Annotated in this window: 23 protein-coding genes; 14 read left to right on the top strand and 9 right to left on the bottom strand. The window is 62.3% G+C overall.

The window, feature by feature from the left end:
• The 3 genes from lepA to lptF all read right to left on the bottom strand — a co-directional run bounded on the left by lepA (position 1) and on the right by lptF (position 4,143).
• Positions 1-1,800 carry a translation elongation factor 4 gene (gene lepA / locus HBO19_RS01675; protein ID WP_003210439.1) on the bottom strand — a complete coding sequence of 600 codons (1,800 nt, stop codon included), beginning with the start codon at positions 1,798-1,800 and terminating at the stop codon, positions 1-3.
• Between the two features lie 152 nt (positions 1,801-1,952).
• Complete coding sequence (gene lptG / locus HBO19_RS01670) at positions 1,953-3,032, bottom strand: LPS export ABC transporter permease LptG (protein WP_169954503.1); 1,080 nt, start codon at positions 3,030-3,032, stop codon at positions 1,953-1,955.
• Positions 3,025-4,143: an LPS export ABC transporter permease LptF gene (lptF, locus tag HBO19_RS01665; RefSeq protein WP_169954504.1), complete on the bottom strand. Its 1,119-nt coding sequence runs from the start codon at positions 4,141-4,143 to the stop codon at positions 3,025-3,027. Before lptF ends, lptG begins: the two co-directional genes overlap by 8 nt.
• A 282-nt stretch (positions 4,144-4,425) precedes the next feature.
• Here lptF and HBO19_RS01660 point away from each other — a divergent pair, with 282 nt between their 5' ends.
• The 5 genes from HBO19_RS01660 to rlmF all read left to right on the top strand — a co-directional run bounded on the left by HBO19_RS01660 (position 4,426) and on the right by rlmF (position 11,122).
• Complete coding sequence (locus HBO19_RS01660) at positions 4,426-5,916, top strand: leucyl aminopeptidase (protein ID WP_169954505.1); 1,491 nt, start codon at positions 4,426-4,428, stop codon at positions 5,914-5,916.
• A gap of 155 nt (positions 5,917-6,071) precedes the next feature.
• Positions 6,072-6,500, top strand: coding sequence for a DNA polymerase III subunit chi (locus HBO19_RS01655; protein ID WP_169954506.1), 429 nt, complete (start codon positions 6,072-6,074; stop codon positions 6,498-6,500).
• A gap of 7 nt (positions 6,501-6,507) precedes the next feature.
• Positions 6,508-6,900 (top strand): DNA polymerase III subunit chi, encoded by a 393-nt coding sequence (locus tag HBO19_RS01650; protein ID WP_169954507.1) that lies wholly within the window; start codon positions 6,508-6,510, stop codon positions 6,898-6,900.
• Positions 6,901-7,042: 142 nt separating this feature from the next.
• Positions 7,043-9,889, top strand: a complete 2,847-nt coding sequence (locus tag HBO19_RS01645; RefSeq protein ID WP_170041797.1) for a valine--tRNA ligase — start codon at positions 7,043-7,045, stop codon at positions 9,887-9,889.
• Between the two features lie 216 nt (positions 9,890-10,105).
• On the top strand, positions 10,106-11,122 hold the full coding sequence (gene rlmF / locus HBO19_RS01640; protein ID WP_170056783.1) for a 23S rRNA (adenine(1618)-N(6))-methyltransferase RlmF: 1,017 nt from the start codon (positions 10,106-10,108) through the stop codon (positions 11,120-11,122).
• Positions 11,123-11,189: 67 nt separating this feature from the next.
• On the opposite strand, the gene HBO19_RS01635 is transcribed toward rlmF, so the two are convergent.
• On the bottom strand, positions 11,190-11,471 hold the full coding sequence (locus HBO19_RS01635) for an HU family DNA-binding protein (RefSeq protein ID WP_169954510.1): 282 nt from the start codon (positions 11,469-11,471) through the stop codon (positions 11,190-11,192).
• Between the two features lie 396 nt (positions 11,472-11,867).
• Here HBO19_RS01635 and yejK point away from each other — a divergent pair, with 396 nt between their 5' ends.
• Positions 11,868-12,872, top strand: a complete 1,005-nt coding sequence (yejK, locus tag HBO19_RS01630) for a nucleoid-associated protein YejK (protein ID WP_169954511.1) — start codon at positions 11,868-11,870, stop codon at positions 12,870-12,872.
• Positions 12,872-13,225, top strand: a complete 354-nt coding sequence (locus HBO19_RS01625; RefSeq protein ID WP_169954512.1) for a glutaredoxin family protein — start codon at positions 12,872-12,874, stop codon at positions 13,223-13,225. Before yejK ends, HBO19_RS01625 begins: the two co-directional genes overlap by 1 nt.
• A 170-nt stretch (positions 13,226-13,395) precedes the next feature.
• Here the strand turns inward: HBO19_RS01625 and HBO19_RS01620 are convergent, their stop codons facing one another.
• The 5 genes from HBO19_RS01620 to HBO19_RS01600 all read right to left on the bottom strand — a co-directional run bounded on the left by HBO19_RS01620 (position 13,396) and on the right by HBO19_RS01600 (position 16,934).
• Entirely contained in the window at positions 13,396-14,325 is a 930-nt protein-coding gene (locus tag HBO19_RS01620) for a glutathione S-transferase family protein (protein WP_170056782.1), read from the bottom strand.
• An 81-nt stretch (positions 14,326-14,406) separates the two neighbouring features.
• Positions 14,407-14,691, bottom strand: a complete 285-nt coding sequence (locus tag HBO19_RS01615) for a GIY-YIG nuclease family protein (RefSeq protein WP_346266476.1) — start codon at positions 14,689-14,691, stop codon at positions 14,407-14,409.
• Positions 14,692-14,727: 36 nt separating this feature from the next.
• Complete coding sequence (locus HBO19_RS01610; protein WP_170056781.1) at positions 14,728-15,198, bottom strand: nuclear transport factor 2 family protein; 471 nt, start codon at positions 15,196-15,198, stop codon at positions 14,728-14,730.
• A gap of 96 nt (positions 15,199-15,294) precedes the next feature.
• Positions 15,295-15,930, bottom strand: a complete 636-nt coding sequence (locus tag HBO19_RS01605; protein ID WP_169954516.1) for a response regulator transcription factor — start codon at positions 15,928-15,930, stop codon at positions 15,295-15,297.
• 194 nt (positions 15,931-16,124) lie between these two features.
• The gene (locus tag HBO19_RS01600; protein WP_170056780.1) at positions 16,125-16,934 is read right to left on the bottom strand and encodes a response regulator; all 810 of its coding nucleotides are present in this window, start codon (positions 16,932-16,934) and stop codon (positions 16,125-16,127) included.
• Between the two features lie 397 nt (positions 16,935-17,331).
• On the opposite strand from HBO19_RS01600, the gene HBO19_RS01595 reads away from it, so the two are divergent.
• The 7 genes from HBO19_RS01595 (at position 17,332) to HBO19_RS01565 (ending at position 24,474) form a co-directional block, all read left to right on the top strand.
• Positions 17,332-17,952, top strand: a complete 621-nt coding sequence (locus HBO19_RS01595; RefSeq protein WP_170056779.1) for a DUF1120 domain-containing protein — start codon at positions 17,332-17,334, stop codon at positions 17,950-17,952.
• A 32-nt stretch (positions 17,953-17,984) separates the two neighbouring features.
• Positions 17,985-18,605 carry a DUF1120 domain-containing protein gene (locus HBO19_RS01590; RefSeq protein WP_169954519.1) on the top strand — a complete coding sequence of 207 codons (621 nt, stop codon included), beginning with the start codon at positions 17,985-17,987 and terminating at the stop codon, positions 18,603-18,605.
• Between the two features lie 25 nt (positions 18,606-18,630).
• Entirely contained in the window at positions 18,631-19,251 is a 621-nt protein-coding gene (locus HBO19_RS01585; protein WP_169954520.1) for a DUF1120 domain-containing protein, read from the top strand.
• 90 nt (positions 19,252-19,341) lie between these two features.
• A complete protein-coding gene (locus tag HBO19_RS01580) occupies positions 19,342-19,968 on the top strand; it encodes a DUF1120 domain-containing protein (RefSeq protein ID WP_170041794.1) in 627 nt (208 codons plus the stop codon).
• 33 nt (positions 19,969-20,001) lie between these two features.
• Positions 20,002-20,703, top strand: a complete 702-nt coding sequence (locus tag HBO19_RS01575; protein ID WP_169954522.1) for a fimbria/pilus chaperone family protein — start codon at positions 20,002-20,004, stop codon at positions 20,701-20,703.
• A 193-nt stretch (positions 20,704-20,896) separates the two neighbouring features.
• A complete protein-coding gene (locus HBO19_RS01570) occupies positions 20,897-23,320 on the top strand; it encodes a fimbria/pilus outer membrane usher protein (protein ID WP_170056778.1) in 2,424 nt (807 codons plus the stop codon).
• Positions 23,321-23,331: 11 nt separating this feature from the next.
• Positions 23,332-24,474, top strand: coding sequence for a DUF1120 domain-containing protein (locus HBO19_RS01565; protein ID WP_170041791.1), 1,143 nt, complete (start codon positions 23,332-23,334; stop codon positions 24,472-24,474).
• Positions 24,475-24,490 lie beyond the last annotated feature (16 nt).

Raw genomic sequence — 24,490 nt, 5'->3', positions numbered from 1 at the left:
CTAACTATCCAACCTGAGCACCGCAAGGAAGGCTTCTTGTGGAATTTCCACGTTGCCCACTTGCTTCATGCGTTTTTTACCGGCCTTTTGCTTCTCGAGCAGCTTGCGCTTACGGCTCACGTCGCCGCCATAGCATTTGGCCAGTACGTTCTTTCTGAGTGCCTTGACGGAAGTCCGCGCAATGATCTGCCCGCCAATGGCGGCCTGGATCGCGACGTCGAACATCTGGCGCGGAATCAGTTCTTTCATCTTCTCGGTCAGTTGGCGACCTTTGTAGTGCGCATTGTCCTTGTGGACGATGAGCGCCAGGGCATCAACCTTGTCACCGTTGATCAATACATCGAGCTTCACCAGATTGGCCGATTGATAACGGTCGAAATGGTAATCCAGCGAAGCATAGCCGCGACTGGTGGATTTGAGACGGTCAAAGAAGTCCAGGACCACTTCGTTCATCGGCAAATCGTAGGTCACTTGGACCTGGGTACCGAGGAACAGCATGTCGTGCTGCACGCCACGCTTTTCGATACACAGGGTAATGACGTTGCCCAGGTGTTCCTGCGGCACAAGAATATTGGCGCGCACGATCGGTTCGCGCATGTCTTCGATGGACGACAGATCCGGCAACTTGGACGGGTTGTCGACGTAAATCGTTTCACCGGTTTTCAGCGCCAGCTCAAAAATAACGGTTGGCGCGGTGGTGATCAGGTCCAGGTCGTACTCGCGCTCCAGGCGCTCCTGGATGATCTCCATGTGCAGCATGCCCAGGAACCCGCAGCGGAAGCCGAAGCCCAGGGCGTCGGAGCTTTCCGGGGTGTACTGCAACGAAGAGTCGTTGAGGGTCAGCTTTTGCAGGGCTTCGCGAAAATCCTCGAAGTCGTCGGAGCTGACCGGGAACAGACCGGCATAAACCTGTGGCTGGATGCGCTTGAAACCTGGCAGCACATCGACATCAGGCGTCGAGCTCAAGGTCAGGGTGTCACCGACCGGCGCACCGTGGATGTCCTTGATACCGGCGATGATGAAGCCTACTTCACCGGCTTTCAGATCAGTGGTAGCGGTGTGCTTGGGGTTGAATACACCGACGCTGTCCACCAGGTGGATCTTGCCGGTGGACTTGACCAGGATCTTGTCGCCCTTCTTCACCCGGCCATGGCGCACGCGTACCAGGGACACAACGCCCAGGTAGTTGTCGAACCAGGAGTCGATGATCAACGCTTGCAGCGGATCTTCGTAGTTGCCGGTTGGCGCGGGAATGGTCTTGACCAGGCGCTCGAGCACTTCGTCGACACCCAGGCCAGTCTTGGCGCTGCACTCGACGGCGTCGGTGGCGTCAATGCCGATGATTTTTTCGATTTCTTCCTTCACGCGGTCCGGATCAGCCTGTGGCAGGTCGATCTTGTTCAGCACCGGCATGACTTCCAGGCCCTGCTCGATGGCGGTGTAGCAGTTGGCCACGGACTGGGCTTCTACGCCCTGGCCCGCATCCACTACCAGCAACGCGCCTTCACAGGCCGCCAGGGAACGGCTGACTTCATAGGTAAAGTCGACGTGGCCCGGGGTGTCAATGAAGTTCAGCTGGTACTTGATACCGTCTTTGGCGGTGTAGTACAGGGTAACGCTGTGGGCCTTGATGGTGATCCCGCGCTCGCGTTCGAGGTCCATGGAGTCCAGGACCTGGGCTTCCATTTCACGCTCGGCAAGGCCGCCGCACATCTGGATGAATCGATCGGCCAGCGTCGACTTACCATGGTCAATGTGGGCGATGATGGAGAAATTGCGGATATGACTCAAATCACTCACGGATCAACACTCAAAAAGGCTGCAGGCAGATTGCCCGCTGAAAAATAGCCGGGAATTGTACCTGATGCTCGGGCCAGACGTCATCTTTGGCGACCAATAACAAAAATGCCCCGTTCTTGCGAATGGGGCATTTTTTGTTCAACAAGCGCGGATCAACCGGCCCGGCGCAGCAGCCAGAACCCGGCCAGGGCACAGATGGCGGTCGGCACCAGCACCGCAAACAGCGGCGAAAAGCCGAATACCAGGCTCGACGGCCCCAGCAGGTCCTGGGCAATGCGGAAGGTGAAACCGACCAATACCCCGGTAAATACCCGCTGGCCCAGGGTTACCGAGCGCAACGGGCCGAAAATAAACGAAATCGCCATCAACACCAGTGCAGCGGTCACCACCGGCTGCAACACCTTGACCCAAAATGCCAGCCAGTAGCGGCCGTTGTTCAGGCCCTGGTCCTTGAGGTAGTGGATATAGCTCCACAAACCGGAGATCGGCAGGCTTTCCGGGATCATCACCACGGTATTGAGCAGTTCCGGCTTGAGCGCGATGTCCCAGGCCTGTGTCGGCTCGTTGATCACCTCGGTGCTGGCCTCGGTGCCTTTGCCGGGATTGCGGAAATGAGTGGTGGTGACATCGCTCAACACCCACTGGTTGTCATTGAACTGTGCCCGTTTGGCAAAGCTCGACGACAGCATATGGCGCTCTTCATCAAAGCGATAACGGGTGACACCCACCAACAGGCCACCGGGTTGCACCGCGTTGATGTGGATGAATTCATCGCCCTGGCGGTGCCACAGGCCTCGCTTGGAGCTCTGGGCATCGCCCGAACCCTGGGCCAGCGCACGGTTGGCCTGGGCGGTGGTTTCCGCCGGTGGCGCCACGTATTCGCCGATCAATACACTGGCGGCCATCAGCAGCAGCATGGGTTTCATCACGGCCCAGACGATACGGGCGATGGACACCCCCGCCGCGCGCATGATGGTCAGCTCGCTGTTGCTGGCCAGGCTGCCCAGGCCGATCAGGCAGCCGATCAGCGCGGCCATCGGCATCATGTCGTAGAGGCGGCGCGGTGCGGTCAGCGCCACGTAGCTCAGTACGTCAGTGACCGTGTAGGTATCGGTGACGTTGCCCACTTCATCAATGAAGGCAAACAACGACGCCAACCCGAGGATGATGCCCAATACCGCCAGGATGGCGACCAGTACGCTGCTACCGATGTAGCGATCCAACTTACCCACGAGCCATCTCCTTCATGCCGCGACGGCTCTGCATTTTCAAGCGAATCGGTTCCCAATACAGCAGGCCCAGGCCAATCACCAGGAAGATGCCGTGGACCCACCACAGCCCCAGGGTCGGCGACAGCTTGCCCTTCTCCAGGGAGCCACGGGCGGAAATCAGGATGGTCAGGTAGGCCATGTACAGCAGGATCGCCGGCAGCAACTTGAGGAAGCGACCCTGGCGCGGGTTGACCCGGGACAGCGGCACCGCCATCAGCGTGACGATAAACACCAGCAGTGGCAGGGAAATACGCCATTGCAGTTCGGCAATCGAGCGCAACTCCTTGCTGCCGATCAGGGCCGGGGTCGGGATCGCGTCGCGGTCGGTGACCTCGTTGCTCACATCCGGCCGGGCCAGCATCACCCCGTAGGTGTCGTACTTGATGGCGCGGTAGTCGGCCTGGCCGGGGCTGCCGTCGTAGCGATAGCCGTTCTCCAGGATCAGGTAGCGGCTGCCATCCGGACGCACTTCCTGGCGCCCGCTATCGGCCACCAGTACGGAAATGCCACGGTCTTTCTTGTCCTGGCCCAGGCGCTTCTCGGAGATGAACACGCCGCCGAGGTTGGCCCGATCGTCGGTCATGCGCTCGGTGTAGGTCACGCGGGTGCCGTCGTTGAGCGCCTGGAAACGGCCCGGTTCGAGGGTGTCGAACTCGGTCATCGCGTCCTGTTTGTTGAGCACCAGCTGGAACTGCATGGCGCCCTGGGGGGCCAGGCTCAGGCTCAACCAGGCCACCACCAGCGCCACGCCAGTGGCCGGGACCATGGTCATGGCCAGCAGGCGCTGCTGGCTCATGCCGGTGGCCGAGAGCACGGTCATCTCGCTTTCGAGGTAGAGCCGGCCATAGGCCAGCAGGATCCCGAGAAACAGGCCCAGGGGCAGGATCAGTTGCAGGAACCCCGGCAGGCGAAAGCCCATGATCAGGAACAGCGAACCCGGATCCAGGGCCCCCGAGGCAGCCTGGGCCAGGTATTTGACGAAACGACCACTCATGATGATGACCAACAACACCGCACTCACGGCACTCAGGGTCAGCAGGACTTCGCGGGACAGATAACGGAAGACAATCAAACCAGACACTCCAGGGTTGTCAGGCTAAGGCGGCCAAACAAGCAAGCATATCAAGTCGCCCCGTTGACACGGGCCGGCGAAAAAGATGGCGCATTATCCTGTGATTGTCGGCGCCTGTCACGGAGCTTGCTCACAGCCGTGCACAAAGCTGGCGTCAAGGGTTGTCAGGCTCGGGCGGCGCGGTACAAACTGCGGGCCTTGTCGGGCTCGCCTACAGGCGGCCCAGCCTACAGGCCGGAGTACAGACTCCAGGCTCTTTGACCTTATATAAGGGACCCGAACATGGAATTGGTTGTAAAAAGCGTTAGCCCCGAAACGTTGAAGACCGCCACCCTCGTGGTCGCCATCGGCGAAGGCCGCAAGCTCGGCGCGGCCGCCAAACAAGTCGATGAACTGAGCGGTGGCGCCATCAGCGCCGTGCTCAAGCGTGGCGACCTGGCCGGCAAGGTCGGCCAAAGCCTGCTGCTGCAAAGCCTGCCCAACCTCAAGGCCGACCGCGTATTGCTGGTGGGCGTGGGCAAGGACGCCGAACTGGGCGACCGCCCGTTCCGCAAGATCATCAGCGCCATCCTCAACACCCTCAAGGGCCTGGGCGGCAGCGATGCGGCACTGGCGCTGGACGAAATCGTGGTCAAGGGCCGCGACAGCTATGGCAAGACCCGCCTGCTGGCCGAAACCCTGCTGGATGGCGGCTACACCTTCGACCAGTTCAAGAGCCAGAAAGCCGAACCCCGCGCCCTGAAGAAAATCACCCTGCTGACCATCAAGGCCGCCCAGGCTGAAGTACAGCGCGCCACCACCCACGCCCAGGCCATCGCCGCCGGCATGGCGTTCACCCGCGACCTGGGCAATATGCCACCCAACATCTGCCACCCGACCTACCTCGGCGAGCAGGCCAAGGCCTTGGGTAAAGAGTTCAAGGGCCTGAAAGTCGAAGTGCTCGACGAGAAGAAGATCAAGGAACTGGGCATGGGCTCGTTCTATGCCGTGGGCCAGGGCAGCGACCAGCCACCCCGCCTGATCGTCATGCAATACAACGGCGGCAAGAAGGCCGACAAGCCGTTCGCCCTGGTCGGTAAAGGCATCACCTTCGACACTGGCGGCATCAGCCTCAAGCCGGGCGCCGGCATGGACGAGATGAAGTACGACATGGGCGGCGCCGCCAGTGTCTTCGGCACCCTGCGTGCCGTGCTCGAACTCAAGCTGCCGATCAACCTGGTGTGCATCCTGGCCTGTGCCGAGAACATGCCGAGCGGCGGGGCTGCGCGCCCAGGTGACATCGTCACCACTATGAGCGGCCAGACCGTGGAAATCCTCAACACCGACGCCGAAGGTCGCCTGGTGCTGTGCGATGCCCTGACCTACGCCGAGCGCTTCAAGCCACAGGCGGTGATCGATATCGCGACCCTGACCGGTGCCTGCATCGTCGCCCTGGGTTCCCATACCTCGGGCCTTTTGGGCAACAGCGACGAGCTGGTCGAGCAACTGCTCAGCGCCGGCAAGGCCGCCGACGACCGTGCGTGGCAACTGCCGTTGTTCGATGAGTACCAGGAGCAACTGGACAGCCCGTTCGCCGACATCGCCAACATCGGCGGACCAAAGGCCGGCACCATCACCGCCGCCTGCTTCCTGTCGCGCTTTGCCAAGAACTTCAACTGGGCCCACCTGGACATCGCCGGCACCGCCTGGACCAGCGGTGGCAAAGACAAGGGCGCTACCGGTCGTCCGGTGCCGCTGCTGACCCAATACCTGCTGGATCGCGCCAAGGCCTAAACATCACGGCCCCTGCTTGACCCTGTAGGAGCGAGCTTGCTCGCGAAAAACCTGAGGACAACGCGTTCATTCAGAATGAACGCGTCATCGTTAACGATTTTCGCGAGCAAGCTCGCTCCTACAGGTAAAGCATGCAGGCCGCTGCAGGACATGTAATGACCCAAGTCGACTTCTATATATTGCCCAGCGCCGATCCGTCGGCGCGCCTGGACTTTGCCTGCAAGCTCACGGAAAAAGCCTGGCGCATGGGCCATCGCATCTACCTGCATTGCAGCGACAGCGCCCAGCGTGACGACCTCGATGCCCGCCTGTGGCGCTTCAAGGGCGAGAGCTTCGTGCCCCACGGCCCCGCAGAATCGGAGCCTGAGAGCCTGGTGGTACTGGGTGTGGGCGACAGTTGTGGTGATCACCATGACCTGTTGGTCAACCTGGACCTGAAAGTGCCGGCGTTCGCCAAGGGTTTCGCCCGCGTGGCGGAAGTGGTGGTGGAAGATCCGGCTATTCGTCAGGCCGCGCGGGAGAGTTTCCGTTTCTACCGCGAACAGGGCTATTCTCTGCAAGATCACCGATTACAGCGACTCTGAGCACATGATGGACACTTCAAACCCGCTAAAACCGTCTGACCACCTGCTGGACGACCTTGAGTCGATCCGCCAGTTGCTGGGTGATGACAACCTGCAACCACCGCTGCTGACCGATACTGTCGCAGAAGAGGTACAGATCCCCCTGCTGTTCGACCAGGTCGGCGCCAAGCCTGGCGTAGCCGAGCCTGTCGAGCCGCCCGTCGTACAAGCGGCGCCCACGCAACCTGCCGCCGAAAAAGCCCCCGACGCCTTGCTGCTGCACCTGGACAACGAACTGCGCGCCGCTGCGCAATTGATCATGCAGGACGTGATCGACGACTTTGCCCCGCACATCGAAACCGAGATCAAGCGCCGGATGGATGCGCGCATGGAGCGGTTGCTCAGCCAGTACCAGTCCTGAGATCCCCTGTAGGAGCGGGCAAGCCCGCTCCTACATTTGACCCGCGCCAGCCGTAGCCCTTCTCTTCGTCTCGCCCTCTCCCCTATCCCTCGTTATACTTGTCGGCTTTCCTGAATAAATGCCAACTAGGGTCCCGCCGCGCATGGATAAGACCTACCAGCCGCACGCTATTGAAACTTCCTGGTACCAGACCTGGGAGTCCGAGAACTATTTCGCTCCGCAAGGTGCGGGCGAGTCCTACACCATCATGATCCCGCCACCGAACGTCACCGGCAGCCTGCACATGGGTCACGGTTTCAACAACGCGATCATGGACGCCCTGATCCGTTTCCGCCGCATGCAGGGTCGCAACACCCTGTGGCAGCCGGGCACCGACCATGCCGGCATTGCCACCCAGATGCTGGTGGAACGCCAACTGGAAGCCACCGGCCAGAGCCGTCACGACCTGGGCCGCGAGAAATTCCTGGAAAAAATCTGGGAATGGAAGGACCAGTCCGGCGGCAATATCAGCCGTCAGATCCGTCGCCTCGGCTCGTCCGTAGACTGGAGCCGCGAGCGTTTCACCATGGACGACGGCCTGTCGGAAGCGGTCAAGGAAGCTTTCGTGCGCCTGCACGAAGATGGCCTGATCTACCGCGGCAAGCGCCTGGTGAACTGGGATACCAAGCTGCACACGGCGATTTCCGACCTTGAAGTGGAAAACCACGACGAGAAAGGTTTCCTGTGGAATCTCAAGTACCCGCTGGCCGATGGCGCCAAGACCGCCGAAGGCAACGACTACCTGATCGTCGCCACCACCCGTCCGGAAACCATGCTCGGCGACGCCGCCGTGGCCGTTAACCCGCAAGACGAACGCTACCAGGCCCTGATCGGTAAATTCGTCGAGCTGCCATTGGTCGGCCGCCGCATCCCGATCATCGCCGATGATTACTGCGACCCTGAATTCGGCACCGGCTGCGTGAAAATCACCCCGGCCCACGATTTCAACGACTACGAAGTCGGCAAGCGCCATAACCTGCCGCTGCTGAACATCTTCGACAAGAACGCCGCCGTTCTGCCGGCCTGCCAGGTGTTCAACCTCGACGGTACGCTGAACGACAGCATCGACGGCAAGATCCCGGCCGAATACGCCGGCCTCGACCGCTTTGAAGCACGCAAGCAGATCGTTGCCGCGTTCGATGCCGCCGGCCTGTTGGTCAGCGTGGATGACCACGCCCTGAAAGTACCGAAAGGCGACCGCTCCGGCACGGTGATCGAGCCGTGGCTGACCGACCAGTGGTACGTCTCCACCAAGCCGTTGGCAGAACCTGCGATTGCTGCCGTGGAAGATGGCCGTATCCAGTTCGTGCCCAAACAGTACGAAAACATGTACTTCTCGTGGATGCGCGATATCCAGGATTGGTGCATCAGCCGTCAGTTGTGGTGGGGCCACCGCATTCCGGCCTGGTACGACGAGTCGGGCAAGGTCTACGTCGGCCGCGATGAAGCCGAAGTGCGCGCCAAGCACAACCTCGGTGCGGACGTGGCGCTGCAACAGGACAACGACGTACTGGACACCTGGTTCAGTTCGGGCCTGTGGACCTTCTCGACCCTGGGCTGGCCGCAGCAGACCGAGTTCCTGAAGAAATTCCACTCCACCGACGTGCTGGTCACCGGTTTCGACATCATTTTCTTCTGGGTTGCCCGGATGATCATGCTCACCATGCATTTGGTGAAGAACGAGGACGGCACCCCGCAGGTACCGTTCAAGACCGTGTACGTGCACGGCCTGGTGCGTGATGGCCAGGGCCAGAAGATGTCCAAGTCCAAGGGCAACGTGCTGGACCCGCTGGACATCATCGACGGCATCGACCTGGAAACCCTGGTGCAAAAACGCACCTCGGGCCTGATGCAGCCGAAACTGGCGAAAAAGATCGAGAAGCAGACCCGCGACGAGTTCGCCGACGGCATCGCCAGCTACGGCACCGATGCCCTGCGCTTCACCTTCTGCTCGCTGGCGTCCACCGGTCGCGACATCAAGTTCGACATGGGCCGCGTCGAAGGCTATCGCAACTTCTGCAACAAGATCTGGAACGCGGCGCGCTACGTGCTGGACAAGGGCGAAGACTGCGGCCAGAACGGCGAAGCCTTTGAGCTGTCCCTGGCTGATCGCTGGATCATCTCGCAGTTGCAGCGCACCGAAGCCGAAGTGACCCGCCAACTCGACCAGTTCCGTTTCGACCTGGCCGCACAAGCGCTGTACGAGTTCATCTGGAACCAGTATTGCGACTGGTACCTGGAACTGTCCAAGCCGGTGCTGTGGGACGAGAACGCACCGATCGAGCGCCAGCGCGGCACCCGTCGCACCCTGGTGCGCGTGCTGGAAGTGGCGTTGCGCCTGGCGCATCCGTTCATGCCGTTCATCACCGAAGAAATCTGGCAGCGCCTGGCGCCGCTGGCCGGTATCCAAGGCAAGACCATCATGCTGCAACCTTGGCCGGTGGCCAATGAAGCCCGCATCGACGAGGCCGCCGAAAGCGATATCGAATGGCTCAAGGCCCTGATGCTCGGCACGCGCAACATCCGCGCCGAGATGAACATCGGCCCGGGCAAGCCTTTGGCAGTGTTCGTGAAGAACGCCAGTGCCGAAGACCTGCGCCGTCTCACCGAGAACGACGCCTTGCTCAAGAAGCTGGCGAAGCTGGAGTCGATCACCGTATTGGCTGATGGCGCCGAAGCACCGCTGTCTGCCACCGCACTGGTTGGCGAGATGGAAGTGCTGGTGCCGATGGCCGGCCTGATCGACAAAGGCGCCGAACTGGCACGCCTGGACAAGGAAATCCTGCGTTTGCAGGGCGAAGTGCAGCGCGTCGGCGGCAAGCTGTCCAATGCGGCGTTCGTGGACAAGGCCCCGGCCGAAGTCATCGACAAGGAACGCGCCAAGCTGGCCGAGGCCGAACAGGCGTTGGGCAAGCTGGCGGAGCAACATGCGCGGATTTCCAGCCTGTAAGGGCCGGCCTGCGTAAAAAAGAGACCTTCGGGTCTCTTTTTTTTGGCCCTGCAAACCCAATCAATGTAGGAGCCGGTTTGCCGGCGATAGCATCACCTCGATCTGCCCGATACACCGAGTCACCCGCATCGCCGGCAAGCCGGCTCCTACAGTTGAACGGGTTGGGCTCAGGATGTGTGACAATGGCCGCCACTTTGAGCCAACACCAGAATCATCATGACCGCCCCCAGCACACCCAAACCGCCCCGCAAGAAGCCGAAAACCGCCACCACGGCCAAGCCCGTCGCGCCGCGCAAGGAAGCGACCCTGCACCCGCGCAACCGCCACCAGGGCCGTTACGACTTCCCCGCGCTGATCAAGACCACGCCAGAACTGGCCCAGTATGTGATCCTCAACCCCTACGGCAAGGAAAGCATCGACTTCGCCAGCCCGGACGCGGTGCGGGTGTTCAACCGGGCGCTGCTCAAGGCGTTCTATGGCGTGCAGCACTGGGATATCCCGGCTGACTACCTGTGCCCACCGGTGCCGGGCCGTGCCGATTACGTGCACTTCCTCGCCGACCTGCTGGCCAGCGTCAACGACGGCAAGATTCCCCGTGGCTCGATCGTCAAGGTGCTGGACATCGGCATGGGCGCCAACTGCGTCTATCCGCTGATCGGCTACATGGACTACCGCTGGAACTTCCTCGGCTCCGAGATCGACCCGACCGCCGTGGCCGCCGCCAAGGCCATTGTGCAGTCCAATGACCTGAGCAAGGTCATCCAACTGCGCCAGCAAACCAATCCCAAGCATATTCTGCTGGGGCTACTGGAGCCGGGTGAGCGTTTTGACCTGACCATGTGCAACCCGCCCTTCCATGCCTCCATGGATGAAGCGACCAAAGGCAGCGAGCGCAAGTGGCGTGCCCTGGGCAAGGCCGACCCCAAGCGCAAATTGCCGGTATTGAACTTCGGCGGCCAATCGGCAGAGCTGTGGTGCGAGGGCGGTGAGGCGCGGTTTGTCACGCAATTGATCGCCGAAAGCGCGCATTTTGCGCATAAAGTGCTGTGGTTCAGCACCCTGGTGTCAAAAGCGTCCAACCTGCCTGCCATCGAGACCGCGCTGAAAAAGGCCGGGGTCCTGGAAAGCCAGGTGGTGGAGATGTCCCAGGGCCAGAAACAGAGCCGTTTTGTGGCATGGACCTTCCAGACCAAGAACGAGCAGCAGATCTGGCGCCAGCGCTGGGTGCGCTAGAGGCAAATCGCAGGCAACAAAAAACCGTGCCCGGATCGCTCCGATGCACGGTTTTTTTTGCTGCGTCTTACTTGTTGATCGAGTCGGTCAGGCCTTTGGCCACAACCAGCTTGATCACTTTCTTCGCAGCGATTTCGATGGCAGCGCCAGTCGAAGGGTTACGGCCGGTACGGGCTGGACGCTCGGCCACTTTCAGCTTGCCAACACCTGGCAGAGTGATTTCGCCGCCGTTGTCCAGCTGGTCACCAACGATCTGAGCCAGTTGCTCCAGTACTGCACGTACTTGAACCTTGGTGGTGTCAGTGGATTCGGCGATATCAGCGATCAGTTGGTCTTTAGTCAAAGCCATTGTGGTGTTCCTTCCCTATCAAATTCATTTGGATTGCAGAGTGCAGTGTCAGCCATCGAGCCCGACCGTCAAGGCCTGGCACCCCTGGCCATAACCGCGAGAGATCGGGGTTATAGATGCTTGAAACGGGGTTTGGTTCGACCTGACAAATGCTGAATGCACGCTTAACGCCGATACATCGCGTAAGACGGGGCAAAACTAGCACAGAGACGGGGAAATATCCGCTTCTACCTACCCATTTGGTCAGCTTTATCGCTCTAAACCGTGAAAAAAAGGCATATGGGCCGTCAGAGGCCTGCCAAAACCGCTGCAAACGACGCCGCGACCAACGGGTGCGGTACACTGGCGACTTTTTCCGGGAGGCCAACCGCTCCCGCCCAACCAGCCGAGAAGCCCATGCCGATCCGTCACTGCATCGTCCACCTGATCGACAAAAAACCCGACGGCACGCCCGCAGTTCTCCACGCCCGTGACTCCGAACTGGCCGAGTCCGCCGCCATCGAGAACATGCTCGCCGACCTCAACGAGAGCTATAACGCCAAGCAAGGCAAGGCCTGGGGTTTGTTCCATGCCGAGTCCGGCGCGCACCCGTTCAGCGGCTGGTTGAAGGAATATTTCGACGGCGCCAAGGATTTCACCGCCTTCAGCCGGATTGCCGTGGAACACCTGCAGAAGCTGATGGAGGAATCCAACCTCTCTGTCGGCGGCCACGTGCTGTTTGCCCACTATCAACAGGGCATGACCGACTACCTGGCCATCGCCCTGCTGCACCACAGCGAAGGCGTGGCGGTGACCGACGAGCTGGACGTGACGCCCTCGCGCCACCTGGACCTGGGCCAGTTGCACCTGGCGGCACGGATCAACGTGTCCGAATGGCAGAACAACAAGCAGTCCAAGCAGTACATCTCGTTTATCAAGGGTAAGAACGGCAAGAAGGTCTCGGAGTACTTCCGCGACTTTATCGGCTGCCAGGAAGGCGTCGACGGCCCGGGCGAGACGCGCACCCTGCTCAAGGCCTTCAGCGACTTCGTCGAGAGCGAAGACCTGCCGGACGAGTCCGCCCGCGAGAAGACCAAGACCCTGGTGGACTACGCCAGCAGCCAGGCCAAGCTCGGCGAGCCGATGGGCCTGGAAGAACTGTCGGGCTTGATCGATGAAGATCGGCCAAAGGCGTTCTACGACCATATCCGCAACAAGGACTACGGCCTGTCACCGGAAATCCCCGCCGATAAGCGCACCCTCAACCAGTTCCGCCGCTTCACCGGGCGCGCCGAAGGCTTGTCCATCAGCTTTGAAGCGCACCTGCTGGGCGACAAGATCGAGTATGACGAAGCCGCCGGCACCCTGATCATCAAGGGCTTGCCGACCCAACTGACCGACCAGCTCAAGCGCCGTAACTGATGCTCGGCGGGGTCCTGAAGAAAGTCCTGCTGGTGCTGCTGGTGGTGGTGGCGATCCAGAACTGGGGCAAGATCGAGCGGTTGTTCAACCCCTCGCAGGTGGTGCCGGAGCAGGTGCGGGCCACCGCCCGGGTGACGCTGTACACCACCGAGTGGTGCGGGTACTGCAAGCAGACCCAGCGGTTCCTCGATCAGAAAGGCATTCCCTACAAGAGCGTGGATATCGAAAAGGATACCCAGGGCCGCAAGGCCTATGAGGCCCTGGGCGGCGGCGGGATTCCATTTGTGGACGTGAATGGCACGCAGATTCGCGACTACAACCCGGATGCCATCCTGTCCGCCCTGAACCTGTAGGCGCGAGCAAGCCCTAATGCCGATCAGTTAAGCGCAGATCAAATGTGGGAGCGGGCTTGCCCGCGATGGCGGTGTGTCAGTCAGAGTTGCATTAACTGACCCACCGCCATCGCGGGCAAGCCCGCTCCCACAGGCGATCTGCGCATTAACCCACGCCTACAGCGGTTTGATTAACGGATTAAGAAGCCCAGGCGCGGAAAGTGCACATGCACAGTGCCGCCGCGCTCATCCTCGCGACGCAGGATCAGTTCTTCACGGCCGGCAAACATCAACTCCCCCGCCACCGGGTCGACGCCGTAGTCGGTCGCGGCGATGGTCACTTGCTGGCCGCCCCTGAACCCGTTGGGATCTGCAAACACTTCATCCGGCAACGCTGCAGGCGCGCTATCGCGGGCGATTTCCAGGGCCTGCTTGGCACTCATCTCGCTGGCAGTGCCATGCCCAAAGCCCAGGACCCGCGCCAGCCAGGCGCTGGCAGCCGGATAGTTATCCACCAGCGGCGAGGTCACCGACGAGCCTTTGAGGAACCACAACGGATGGGCCATGGCAAAGTCGGCAATCGATGGCTCGCCAAACAGGAAATCCCCCGACTGGCGCTGCAATTGCTGCTCAAGGCGCGCAATGATTGCCGGCCACTGGTGCCGCGCCACGTCCAGTTGCACGCGGCTGGCGCTGCCGTCGCCGAACATCTTGCTGCGGTCGGCCACCAGCACCTGCAGCAACTGCGGCGGCACCTTGGCAAATTTCACGGCCAGGGATTCGGGCTGGAACACCAAGGCCACGGCATGGGAAAACACCACCGAATCGGCCCAGGCGGCAAAGCTCTGGCTGACCAGTTCCTGGCCTTCGGGAAACAGCGGCGGCGTGGCCTTTTCCTGTTCCAGGCGGCGTGCGATCAGCGCGGTGTCGCAGTAAATATCTGCACCCACTTGCAGCACCGGGGTTTTACGGTAGCCGCCGGTCAGGGCCGTCAGGTCGGGCTTGGGCATCACCGGGGGAATGGTCACCGAATGCCAGGACAGCCCTTTGTAGCCCAGGAGCAGGCGGGCTTTTTCCGCAAAAGGGGATTGGGGGTAGTGGTGCAGGATCAACTCAGACATGCCGGACTCCGCCAGATGAAGGAGCGGCCAGATTATCGTGCAAAAACCCTGCGGCCTAGCCATTGGCCTGATGGGAACTGATCAGTCAGATTGATAAGCCCGGGCCAGACACTCCTTGGCGCTTTTCTTGAGCTTTTTTATCAGGCGTTCCTGGCGCAGCGCCTCGCCCTTGCTCGCGCAGGCCTCGGTATACACCAGCGCGACCGCCGGGCTGGACAGGAAAAACCGCGCGCCCTTGCCGCTCTGATGCATCGCAAAGCGGCGCAGCGGATCGTTGCTGATCCCGCAATAGAGCGAGCCATTGGCCGCCCGCACCAGGTAGACAAACCAGGGCTTGGGCGCGATGGGTTCAGGTGGATTGTTCACAAAAGGTTCTGGCAAACGAAAAGAGCGCCAATCTTATCAACGACTGGCCTGGAACGCCTTCAACCCTTTCAACGCCTGGGCGCGCACCGCGTTGCGCACCAGCGGCGTCCAGCCCAGCAGCAGGCCCTTCGCACCCAGGGCCTGGCGCGACCAACGCCACAGGTCGAAGTGGTCGTGGTGCTCGCAGATCTTGCCGTCGCGAAACACAAAACGGGCCTGGATATCGTTGACCACGGTGTTGCCGGTCTGGCTGAACAGATACGTCGCCACCCAATGGGCGCTGCCGAGGGTGTCGTCGCTGCGCACCTGGTCGAAGGTCAGGGAAAAGTCCTTGGCCCGGGTGGTGAGCATGCGCCACATGTCGCCGGCATCGCGCCCGCGCAGTTCACCGAACGCCGGGTCGCTGAACCGCACATCCTCGGTGTAGCAGTCACTCATGGCCTCGGCATCCAGGCGCTGGAAGGCGCTGTAGAACTCGCTGATCAGGGCGTTGTGGGCGTCGCTCATGGGTTGCATCCGGCAAAGGTGGGAAGTCAGTCACGATAGTGTGCAATGGCCTGCAACGCCATCGGCATCAATCCCGGGAATGCCAGGGGTAAACCCCTAAGGCACCATGCCGCAGCTACGGGCATAGGCGAACAGATCCACGTCGGTGGAAATACACAGGCGGTTCATGGCCGTGCTTTTCTGTTTGCTGATGGTGGAAATACTGCGATTGACCCGAGCAGCGATCTGGCTGACCGTCATGCCGCTGGCGAGCATGCGCACCACTTCCCGTTCCTTGCCGGACAATTGCGGTTGTTGCGACTGATCGCCGGTGCCCGCCTCCACCAGTTGCACCCGCAGGCATTCACTGACAAAGGTCTGGCCGGCGCTCACCGTCTTGATCGCCTGGGGCAACTCCTTGGCCGAAGCACTCTTGGCGACAATGGCCTGGGCGCCATGGGCAAAAGAAGCCCGTAGGGTGGCGACGTTGGCAAACATGGTCACCAGGATCACCGGCAACTGTGGATACTGGCGGTGCAACAGGCTGAGCAAGCCGTAGCCATCGGCCTGCTGCCCGCCGGGCATGGCGAAGTCGGTCACCAGCACATCGCACGCAGTGGTTTGCAGTAACCGCAGCAGCTCATCGGGCCCGTCAGCCTCCCCCACCACTTTGCACCGACCGTTCGCCTCGATCACCACTCTCTGCCCGATACGCACAATGGGATGATCGTCAGCAATAATTACGCGAAGCATAAATCCCCACGGATGATGGCAACTGAGCCCGCAAAATACCCTCGCCGGCGGCCCTCAACAACCGTCCATACCCCAGGCTTTTGCGTGGCGATCAGTGTTTTGTAGTGATTTTTTTAAAGCCTACAAAGTAAACAGAAATTACCTACATACATAACCCGCAGTACAGATTGGCAATGACCTACAAGCCCCCCTGATCACAACGCCCCCAAGTAACGAAGGTACGCCCGCAAGTCCTCCTGAAAGGCGTCCAACTGCTGTTTGCTCAGCACTATGCCCTGGGTGTGGATGCGCTCGATCAGGCTCATCCCGCGCAGCTCCAGTTCGGCGACGCCGAGGAACGCCAGGCTGCCCACCAGGCGGTGCAGGCGCTCGGCGGTCAACGGCGCATCCAGGGCTTGGCGCGCGTGAGCCAGGGCGGCGCTGTCTTCCCGGGCTTCGCACAGCAGGCTGGTGAGCATCTGGTCCACTACGCGGGCATCGCCAAAGGTCTCGATCAGGCCGGCACGGGTCGGCCAGGGCACCGCCGCGATGGCACTCGGGGCGATGGTCGCCGGGCCGGGTAGCCATAGCGCCAGCACGCCATGCAGTTGCTCGAGGCTCAGCGGCTTGAGCAACCAGGCGTCCATGCCGGCATCACGACAGCGTTGGGGATCGTCGTGGACCAGGTTGCCGGTCAAGGCAATGATCGGTACACGCCGCTGTGCGTTGGCGTGTTCGCGCAGGCGGATCGCCCGGCTCATGGTGTAGCCGTCCATCAGTGGCATCTGGCAATCGCTGATCACCAGATCGAAAGGACGTTCGGCCAGGGCAGCCAGGCCGTGTTGCCCGTCGCCAACCAAGTGATGGCCCAGCCCCAGTTTTTTCAGGAACCAGCCCATCAGCGCGCGGTAGGTGGAGTGGTCTTCCACCACCAATACGGTCAGGTGCTGCCAATGCAATGGGGGGGCGCTCGAGGGTGTCAATTCACGGGAAAGCACTGCGCTCAACGATACGTCAGTCTCCATGTTCACCTCATTGTGACGATCCGTCCTGCAGCGCACGAGGGCGCTGACGCAACAGCCAAACCCTCATGACTGCTATCGCCGCCTGAAAATAGCCTTATGGATGGCGGCATGACGATGCAACAACTACGAAAAACCCAACTTTCCTACATATCCAGCAACCTATTCCGACACAAACAAAACTGATTTCCGCCTCCCGGTGATTGTCGTAATAGTTGTATTTCCCCCGCTCCCCCCCGTCGCTAAATTGCGCTCCACCCCAATCAGAGGGAACGGGCAGGCTGCACTGCGGCCACCCCGAAACAGATACGCCAAGCCGCCTTGCAACCCGCCCCCTCCAAGGGACAGGCACTGCCGGCTGCACGCATCAATCGCCGAACTTGCACTGGAACAACCTGAAATGAACAAGTCGCTAAACCTGGTGGGCACCGCCCTGTTGCTCGCCAGCGCTACCTCCGCCTTCGCCGCCAGCAGCGTGGACCTGGCCGTCAAAGGCCTGATCACCCCGAATGCCTGTACCCCCGCGCTCTCCGCCGGGGGCGTGGTGGACCACGGAAAAATCGCCGCCAAGGACCTGCTCCAGAACAATCCCACCTCATTGCCCCGGGTGACGCTGCAATTGACCATCGATTGCGACGCAACCATTCCCTTCGCCCTCAACCCCATCGACAACCGCAGTGGCACCTCCATCAGCGGCAGCGACTTCGGCCTGGGCCTGGTCAATGGCGACAAGCGGTTGGGCCGGTTTTACCTGACCCCGCTGAACATGCTCGCCGACGGCGTGAGTGTGCAACCTATCGCCTCCGGTGACGGTGGCCGCACCTGGTACAACGAGCGCAACTGGGAACTGCAGACCCTATGGGGCGCCGGCGCCCTGGACGACGCCACCACCCTGCTGCCGGTCAAGAGCCTGGTGATGGACTTGGAAGTCGGCGCCAGCATCGCCCGTGCCGACCAGTTCGACTTCAGTCAAGAGACGCCCATCGACGGCTCCGCGACCCTGGAAGTGCTGTACCTGTAACTAAAACCCCGTCCACACGGAAGGTTCCAATCATGCATTTTTCCACCGCTATTCCATTGGCCGTGTTGTGGCTTGCCGCCTCGCCACTGGCCCTGGCCGCCAGCAGCACCGACCTCGCCGTCAAAGGCACCATTACCCCCAGCGCCTGTGCGCCGCTGATCTCCGGCGGTGGCATGGTCGACTACGGAAAAATGGCCGCCAGGGATCTCCAGGCCGAGCAGTACACCGCACTGCCCAGCCAATCCATGCAGTTGAGCGTGCGCTGCGAGGCGCCGACGTTCTTCACCCTGACCACGGTCGACAACCGCGCCGGTTCCTCGGCCAACCACGCCAGCTGGCATGGCCTGGGCATGACGGCAGAAGGGGAAAAACTCGGCGGTGCCGCGTTCCATCTGTATGCCCCCGTGGCCGATGGTGTGGCGGTGCGCACCATCACTTCCGTGGACGGCGGCGTGACCTGGCTACCCACCAGCCTGCTCACCCACAACATGCTGACGGCCGTCGCCCTGGGCAACCAACTGGTGCCGATTGCGGTACGGGACTTCGACGCACAGATCCGCCTGTACACCCACATCGCCCCCGCCGATGGCCTGACCCTGACCGACGAAGTCCCCGTCGATGGGCACGCCACGGTCCAAGTCACCTATCTATAAACCTAATCGAAAGGAATTCGTCCCCATGAAGCCCCTGTTTACCGCCCTCGCCACCAGCCTGATGCTGCTCGGTTGCGCCACCACCTACGCCGCATCGACCGTCGACCTCACCGTCAAGGGCTTGATTGTGCCTAGCGCCTGCACCCCCAACCTGTCCGGCGGCGGGGTGATCGACCACGGCAAGATTTCCGCCAAGGACTTGCGCCCCGACAACCCGACGCATATCGGCAGCCACGTCATCACCCTGGCTGTGCTGTGCGATGCGCCGATTCAGTTTGCCCTGCACTCCATCGATAACCGTGCCGGATCCTCCACCGTGGCCTCCGACTACGGCCTGGGCCTGATCAACGGCACCCAGAAGCTGGGCTGGTATCAACTGACCTTGCGCAATCCCGTGGCCGATGGCGTGGCGATGCAACCGATTGCTTCCGGGGACGGCGGCAACACCTGGTACAGCGAGAAGTTCTGGGACGCGGGCTTGTACATGGCAGTCGCCGCCCTGGACGACGCCACCCAGCCCGCCTCCGTCAAGGAAATGGTCACCGAGCTGCTGGTCGTCACCAGCATCGCCCGTACCGACAGCCTGGACCTGAGCAACGAGGTCACCCTCGACGGCTCGGCAACCCTTGAAGTGAAATACCTGTAACGCCATGGGCGCCCATGCCTGGCAACCCCTCTGCGGCATGGGCGTTGTTTTTGTATCGCCCGCATTCACCCCGACCCGTGGCGCCCACTGATGAACACGCTCCCTCGCCTCCTGACAGTATTGCTTTTGTTGACGACCACTGCGGCGACCTTAGCCGCTTCCTTTGTCGACCTTGTAGTGACCGGCCGCCTGACACCGGATGCCTGCCACGTCACGCTGTCTGACGACGGCACGGTCGATCACGGGAAGATTCCTGCCCATACATTGATCTCCAACGAGTTCACCGTGCTGCCCAGCCAATTGCTGGAGCTCAACGTGCAGTGCAACAGGCCGATGCTGTTTGCCCTGGTGGGGCTGGACAACCGCGCCGAGTCCTCACTGGCGCCCGGTTTTTTCTACGGCCTGGGCCGCAACATTCACGTCCCGGCCGAGCGCCTGGGATCGGTGGCGCTGTCTTACCGCAACCCGGTGGGTGACGCGCAACCCATGCAAACCCTGGCCTCCAGCGACAACGGTGAAACCTGGTCGCCGGAACCCAATGCCTACCCCAAATCCTATGTCGGCTTTGCCCCGCCCGGTGACCGCCAACCCGACTTTATCGGCCAGTTGAGCGCCCAGTTGCGCATCGACACGTCCATCAACTTCGCCCAGTACCTGACCCTCAATCAGGAAGTGCCGCTCGATGGCTCCATCGTGCTGGACTTGCGCTACCTCTGACCTCTTCACGCAGCCCCCATGGAAAACCCCGTCATGACGACGACATTGTTCAACACCAGGGCCTGCATCGTGGCCCTGACACTGCTGTTTGGCGCCCCTGCACAGGCCGACGGCATGGTCCCGGATACCTCCGTGGTCATCGTCTACGAAGCCGAAGGTGAGGCCGCTGTTTCGGTCACCAACACCGACAGCCAACTGGCCCTGCTGCACGTTACCTTGCAAGACATTCCCGAAGACAGCGAACCGTTGCTGGTGGTCACGCCGCCGCTGTCGCGGGTGGAGGCGGGCAAATCGCAGCTGGTGCGGTTTATCCTGCAAAGCCCGCAACCGCTGCTGACCCAGCGGCTGAAGCGGGCGATCTTCGAAGGTATGCCCCAGGGCCGCCCGGCCACCGAAGCGGGGCATGCCCGTGTGGGGGTGACGGTCCGCCAGAACCTGCCGGTGATCATTCATCCAAAAGGCCTGGCGCCCAATCGCACGCCCTGGACCGGCCTCACCTGGTCGCAGCACGGCAACACCCTGCAGGTGCGCAACGACAGCCCGTATGTAGTGCGCCTGGCCCAGGAACTGCGCCTGCTGCCCGGCGATGGCAAGGCCATGCTGCCACGCACCTACGTGTTGCCGGGGGAAACCCTGAGTGTGCCGGCCACCGGCGGCCCTGCCAGCAAAGTGCGGCTGCAACCGGCCACCGTCTATGGCTTTGCCGTGGCCGCCTACGAAGCCCCTATCACCTGACGAAAAAACCAAGAGCCAGGCGTCCTGCCCCCCTGTAGGCGCCGGCTTGCCGGCGAAAAAACCGAGAGCAACGCGAGGCACCAGGCCCGCCGCGCAATCGTCGACGGCTTTCGCTGGTCAGCCGGCGCCCACAGTGGGCCTGCTCGAAGACCGTCGCCAGGGCGCACAGACGCCCATCACTCGAGTGCCTTTCGTGAAAACAGTATTGAGCTGCCGTGCCGGCAACGCCGTGCCCACCCGGTTCACCTTCTCCACCCTGCTGCTGGCGGGAGTCCTATTGCCCGCCACGGGCTGGGCCCAGGAGCAGCCGGGCTTCGACGCCACCACCCTGCACCAGCGCGGTATCGACCCGCAGTTGGCCAGCCTGCTACTGGACGCCCCGCGTTTTACCGCAGGCCAGCACGCCGTGACCTTGCGGGTCAATGGCCAGCACCGCGGGCGCCTGGAAGTGCGCTTCGATGCACAGGGCCGCCTGTGCTTTGACCAGGCCTTGCTGGACGCCGCCAACCTGGTGGTGCCCGATGACAGCGGCCCCTGTCACGATGTGCTCGCGCAGTATCCGCAAAGCCTGGTAGAACCCGATCCGGCCAACCTCAGCGTATCGCTGGTGGTGCCGACCGAGGCGCTGCGGCCGTTGCAACAGGACGTCTCGGGCTATCGGACCGGGGGGTTTGCCGGCCTGCTCAATTACGATCTCACCGGGTTCTACAACCGCTTCGGTGACGACGACAGCCGGTTCGGCTCGGCCAACACCGAAGTGGGTTTCAACGCCGGTGACTGGATCGTGCGCAGCCGCCAGGTACAGACCTGGCAGGATGGCCTGTCGCGCAGCACCCACCTGGAAGCCTACGCCCAACGCACCTTTGCCAACCATCAGGCAGTGCTGCAGACGGGGCAGATCAACCTCTACAACCCGGTACTGGCCGGCGCGCAGATCACCGGGGTGCAAGTGCTCACCGAACAGGCCCTGCAGGAGCAAGGCCAGGGCGCAACCATCGAAGGCATCGCCAACAGTCCGGCCCAGGTCGAGGTGCGGCAGAACGGCGCGTTGATTCACTCCACAGTGGTGCCAGCCGGGCCGTTTTCCCTGACCGATGTGCGCCGTCTGAACTCACGCTCGGACGTCGAAGTCACGGTCAAGGAAAGCAGCGGTGGCGAACGCCGCTTTACGGTCCCCGCCGCCATGCTCGGCCTTGGGTTGCCCGCGCCGGGGTACTCGGTGGCGGCAGGCCGCGTGCGCAATATCGGCGATGCCCAGGGCGACGATCCGTGGGTGGTCAGCGCGGGCTGGACCGGCGCTGTACATCCGCAGCTGTCCCTGGGCAGTGGCGTGCTGGCGTCCAGCGAATACCGGGCGGCGGGGCTGAGCCTGGGGTGGCTGCCGTGGCTCGACAGCCAGGTGCAATTGGCCACCCAAGTGGCCGACACCCAGGCCCCGGACAAAGTCCGGGGGGTGCAGACCGACCTGTCATGGTCCCAGCGCCTGAATGAACAATGGGCGTTCAGCGTGGCCAACTCCTGGCGCACACCGGGCTACCGGGAACTGGAAGAAGCCACCTATGAACCGCAATCCACCCAGCAGCGCCGCTCCCGTTATCGCGATCAACAGAGCGCCACGGTGGGCTGGTCCCACCCATGGCTGGGGGCGTTCAGTGCCGGGGTGTCGCGCTCCAGCAGCTTTGATGGCGACAGCAGCAGCCGCGGCCTGGCGTCCTGGGGCACCAGCGTCGGTAGCGTGTCGTTGTCGGCCAGTGCCGAGTGGCAGATGGGCGGGCACCAGCAGCAGGACAACGCGGTGTACCTGAATGTCAGCCTGCCGTTGGGTGAGAACCGTCGGGTGCGGGGCTGGGTCCGCAATTCGGGCGGCGAACATCGCACGGGGCTGGGACTGAACGAACAGATCGACGATCAACTGAGTTATCGCGTCAGCGCCGAACACGACACCCGTGACCAACAAGTGGAAACCACCCTCGGCGTCTCCGCCCTGCCCCGCTACAGCCAGCTGGACTTCAGTTACAGCCGCTCCGACGCCGAGCGTTCAAGCTACCAGGGCAGCGCCCGCGGCGGCGTGGTGGTGCACGGCGGCGGCGTGACGTTTTCCCCTTATCCGGTGCGCGACACCTTTGCCGTGGTCGCGGTGGGCGACATGGGCGGGATCAAGCTGAGCACCCCCAGCGGCCCGGTATGGACCGACTGGCAAGGCCAGGCCGTCGTCCCCCAGGTGAGCGCCTATGGCCGCAGCCCGGTGGAAGTGCAGACCCGCTCGCTGCCGCGCAATGCCGATATCAACAATGGCCTGACGATGATCTCGGCCGGGCGCGGGGCGGTGGATCGGGTGGACTTCGCAGTGACGTTGACCCGCCGGGTGTTGCTCACCGCACGCACCGAACAGGGCGTGCTGTTGCCCCGCGGGGCCTCGGTCAGTACCGCCAGCGGCGAGTTCGTGACCCTGGTCCAGGACAGCGGCCAGGTGTTTCTGCCCAACGTGCTGGAGCCATCGGGATTGTGGGTCAGCGCGCCAGGTCTGGCGCGTTGCCGGCTGCAGTTCGAACTGCCGGCCAAGGGCGATCCCCAGGTGTATTTCGAAACCGCGCCCGCGCGATGCAACCCCTTATGAGGAAGATCACCATGCCCCTTCTGCGCGCCCTGCGGCGACTGACCGCTGCAGTGCTGAGCGTCGGCCTCGCCGGCAACGCCCTGGCCAATGACGAGTGCCAGTTGAATATCAGCGAGTCGCTGCTGGACTTCGGCCAGATGAGCCGTCTTGCACAAAACGACAGTGCCCCCCAGCGTCTGCTCGGCGAACGCCGCTTGAGCCTGAACCTCAATTGCCCGCAACCGTCGGACATGAGCGTGTTCTATAGCGCCCTGGCTGCAAATGCGCACCGCCTGCAATTTACCGAGCACGGCACCTATGCCCTGCATGTCAGCGATGGCGTGCTGGATGGCCAGGCCGTGGAGCTGGGGTTGTTGCCTGGCGCCGGCCAGCCACCGGCCAGCGTCGCTAGCGCATTGAGCTGGCGGCCAGGCCATGGCGTCGCACCGGTACAAGGTGCCAGCGTGGTCCAGGGCCGGCAGTTTTCCCTGCAACTGAGCCTCAGCGCCTGGGCCGATGTGGCCGCCACCCACGTGCGTGAGGCAACCACCTGGGAAGTGTCCGGGACATTCGACGCACGCCAGAGTGGGCGCTACCGGGAACTGACCCTGCACGCCCACTTCGCCCCTGCCGCCTGCACCCCATTGCTGTCCAATGGCGGCCTGGTGGACTACGGCACGTTGCTGGCCAAGGACCTGAGCGCCACCCAAGAAAACCCACTGCCCACCCGCACCTTGCAGTTTTCCGTGAGCTGCGATGCGCCCGCACGCTTTGCCTTGCTGATGCATGACAACCGCTTCGGCTCGGCTACCGGCGGCACCGATGAAACCGCCTACGGCCTGGACCTGGACGCCAGCCGGAACAAGATCGGACGCTACTACCTGAACATCGACCCCGCAGACTTCAGCGCCGATAGTTTCGGCACGCTGTATCGCACCGACTCCACCAGCAATGGCCGGGCGTGGAGCAGCTCCAGTGCCCGGCAAATCCCAATCGCCGCCAACAGCCTGATGGGCTTCACCAACAGCGTCGGCAACACCCAGGGCCCGATTGCCATCCAGCACCTGGCCGGCACGGTACGCGTCAAGGCCTACCTGGCTCCGATCCAGTCCCTGGACCTGCGCAACGTGGTGCATATCAACGGCTCCGGCACCCTCGAAATCATCTACCTCTGACCTCTGGAACCTGTCT

Origin of the sequence: Pseudomonas sp. WS 5021 (genome assembly GCF_012985535.1) — a bacterium.
GTDB lineage: Bacteria > Pseudomonadota > Gammaproteobacteria > Pseudomonadales > Pseudomonadaceae > Aquipseudomonas.
The sequence above is the reverse complement of the archived record's forward strand: the minus strand, read 5'-3'. Positions and strand labels throughout refer to the sequence as shown.

Coding starts and splice junctions, on each gene's coding strand:
- HBO19_RS01580 (WP_170041794.1), top strand. CDS start 19,342: ATGAACACGCTCCCTCGCCTCCTGACAGTATTGCTTTTGTTGACGACC.
- HBO19_RS01575 (WP_169954522.1), top strand. CDS start 20,002: ATGACGACGACATTGTTCAACACCAGGGCCTGCATCGTGGCCCTGACA.
- HBO19_RS01645 (WP_170041797.1), top strand. CDS start 7,043: ATGGATAAGACCTACCAGCCGCACGCTATTGAAACTTCCTGGTACCAG.
- HBO19_RS01650 (WP_169954507.1), top strand. CDS start 6,508: ATGGACACTTCAAACCCGCTAAAACCGTCTGACCACCTGCTGGACGAC.
- HBO19_RS01625 (WP_169954512.1), top strand. CDS start 12,872: ATGCTCGGCGGGGTCCTGAAGAAAGTCCTGCTGGTGCTGCTGGTGGTG.
- HBO19_RS01605 (WP_169954516.1), bottom strand. CDS start 15,930: ATGCTTCGCGTAATTATTGCTGACGATCATCCCATTGTGCGTATCGGG.
- yejK (WP_169954511.1), top strand. CDS start 11,868: ATGCCGATCCGTCACTGCATCGTCCACCTGATCGACAAAAAACCCGAC.
- HBO19_RS01660 (WP_169954505.1), top strand. CDS start 4,426: ATGGAATTGGTTGTAAAAAGCGTTAGCCCCGAAACGTTGAAGACCGCC.
- HBO19_RS01655 (WP_169954506.1), top strand. CDS start 6,072: ATGACCCAAGTCGACTTCTATATATTGCCCAGCGCCGATCCGTCGGCG.
- HBO19_RS01620 (WP_170056782.1), bottom strand. CDS start 14,325: ATGTCTGAGTTGATCCTGCACCACTACCCCCAATCCCCTTTTGCGGAA.
- HBO19_RS01610 (WP_170056781.1), bottom strand. CDS start 15,198: ATGAGCGACGCCCACAACGCCCTGATCAGCGAGTTCTACAGCGCCTTC.
- HBO19_RS01590 (WP_169954519.1), top strand. CDS start 17,985: ATGCATTTTTCCACCGCTATTCCATTGGCCGTGTTGTGGCTTGCCGCC.
- HBO19_RS01565 (WP_170041791.1), top strand. CDS start 23,332: ATGCCCCTTCTGCGCGCCCTGCGGCGACTGACCGCTGCAGTGCTGAGC.
- HBO19_RS01635 (WP_169954510.1), bottom strand. CDS start 11,471: ATGGCTTTGACTAAAGACCAACTGATCGCTGATATCGCCGAATCCACT.
- HBO19_RS01585 (WP_169954520.1), top strand. CDS start 18,631: ATGAAGCCCCTGTTTACCGCCCTCGCCACCAGCCTGATGCTGCTCGGT.
- HBO19_RS01600 (WP_170056780.1), bottom strand. CDS start 16,934: ATGGAGACTGACGTATCGTTGAGCGCAGTGCTTTCCCGTGAATTGACA.
- HBO19_RS01595 (WP_170056779.1), top strand. CDS start 17,332: ATGAACAAGTCGCTAAACCTGGTGGGCACCGCCCTGTTGCTCGCCAGC.
- rlmF (WP_170056783.1), top strand. CDS start 10,106: ATGACCGCCCCCAGCACACCCAAACCGCCCCGCAAGAAGCCGAAAACC.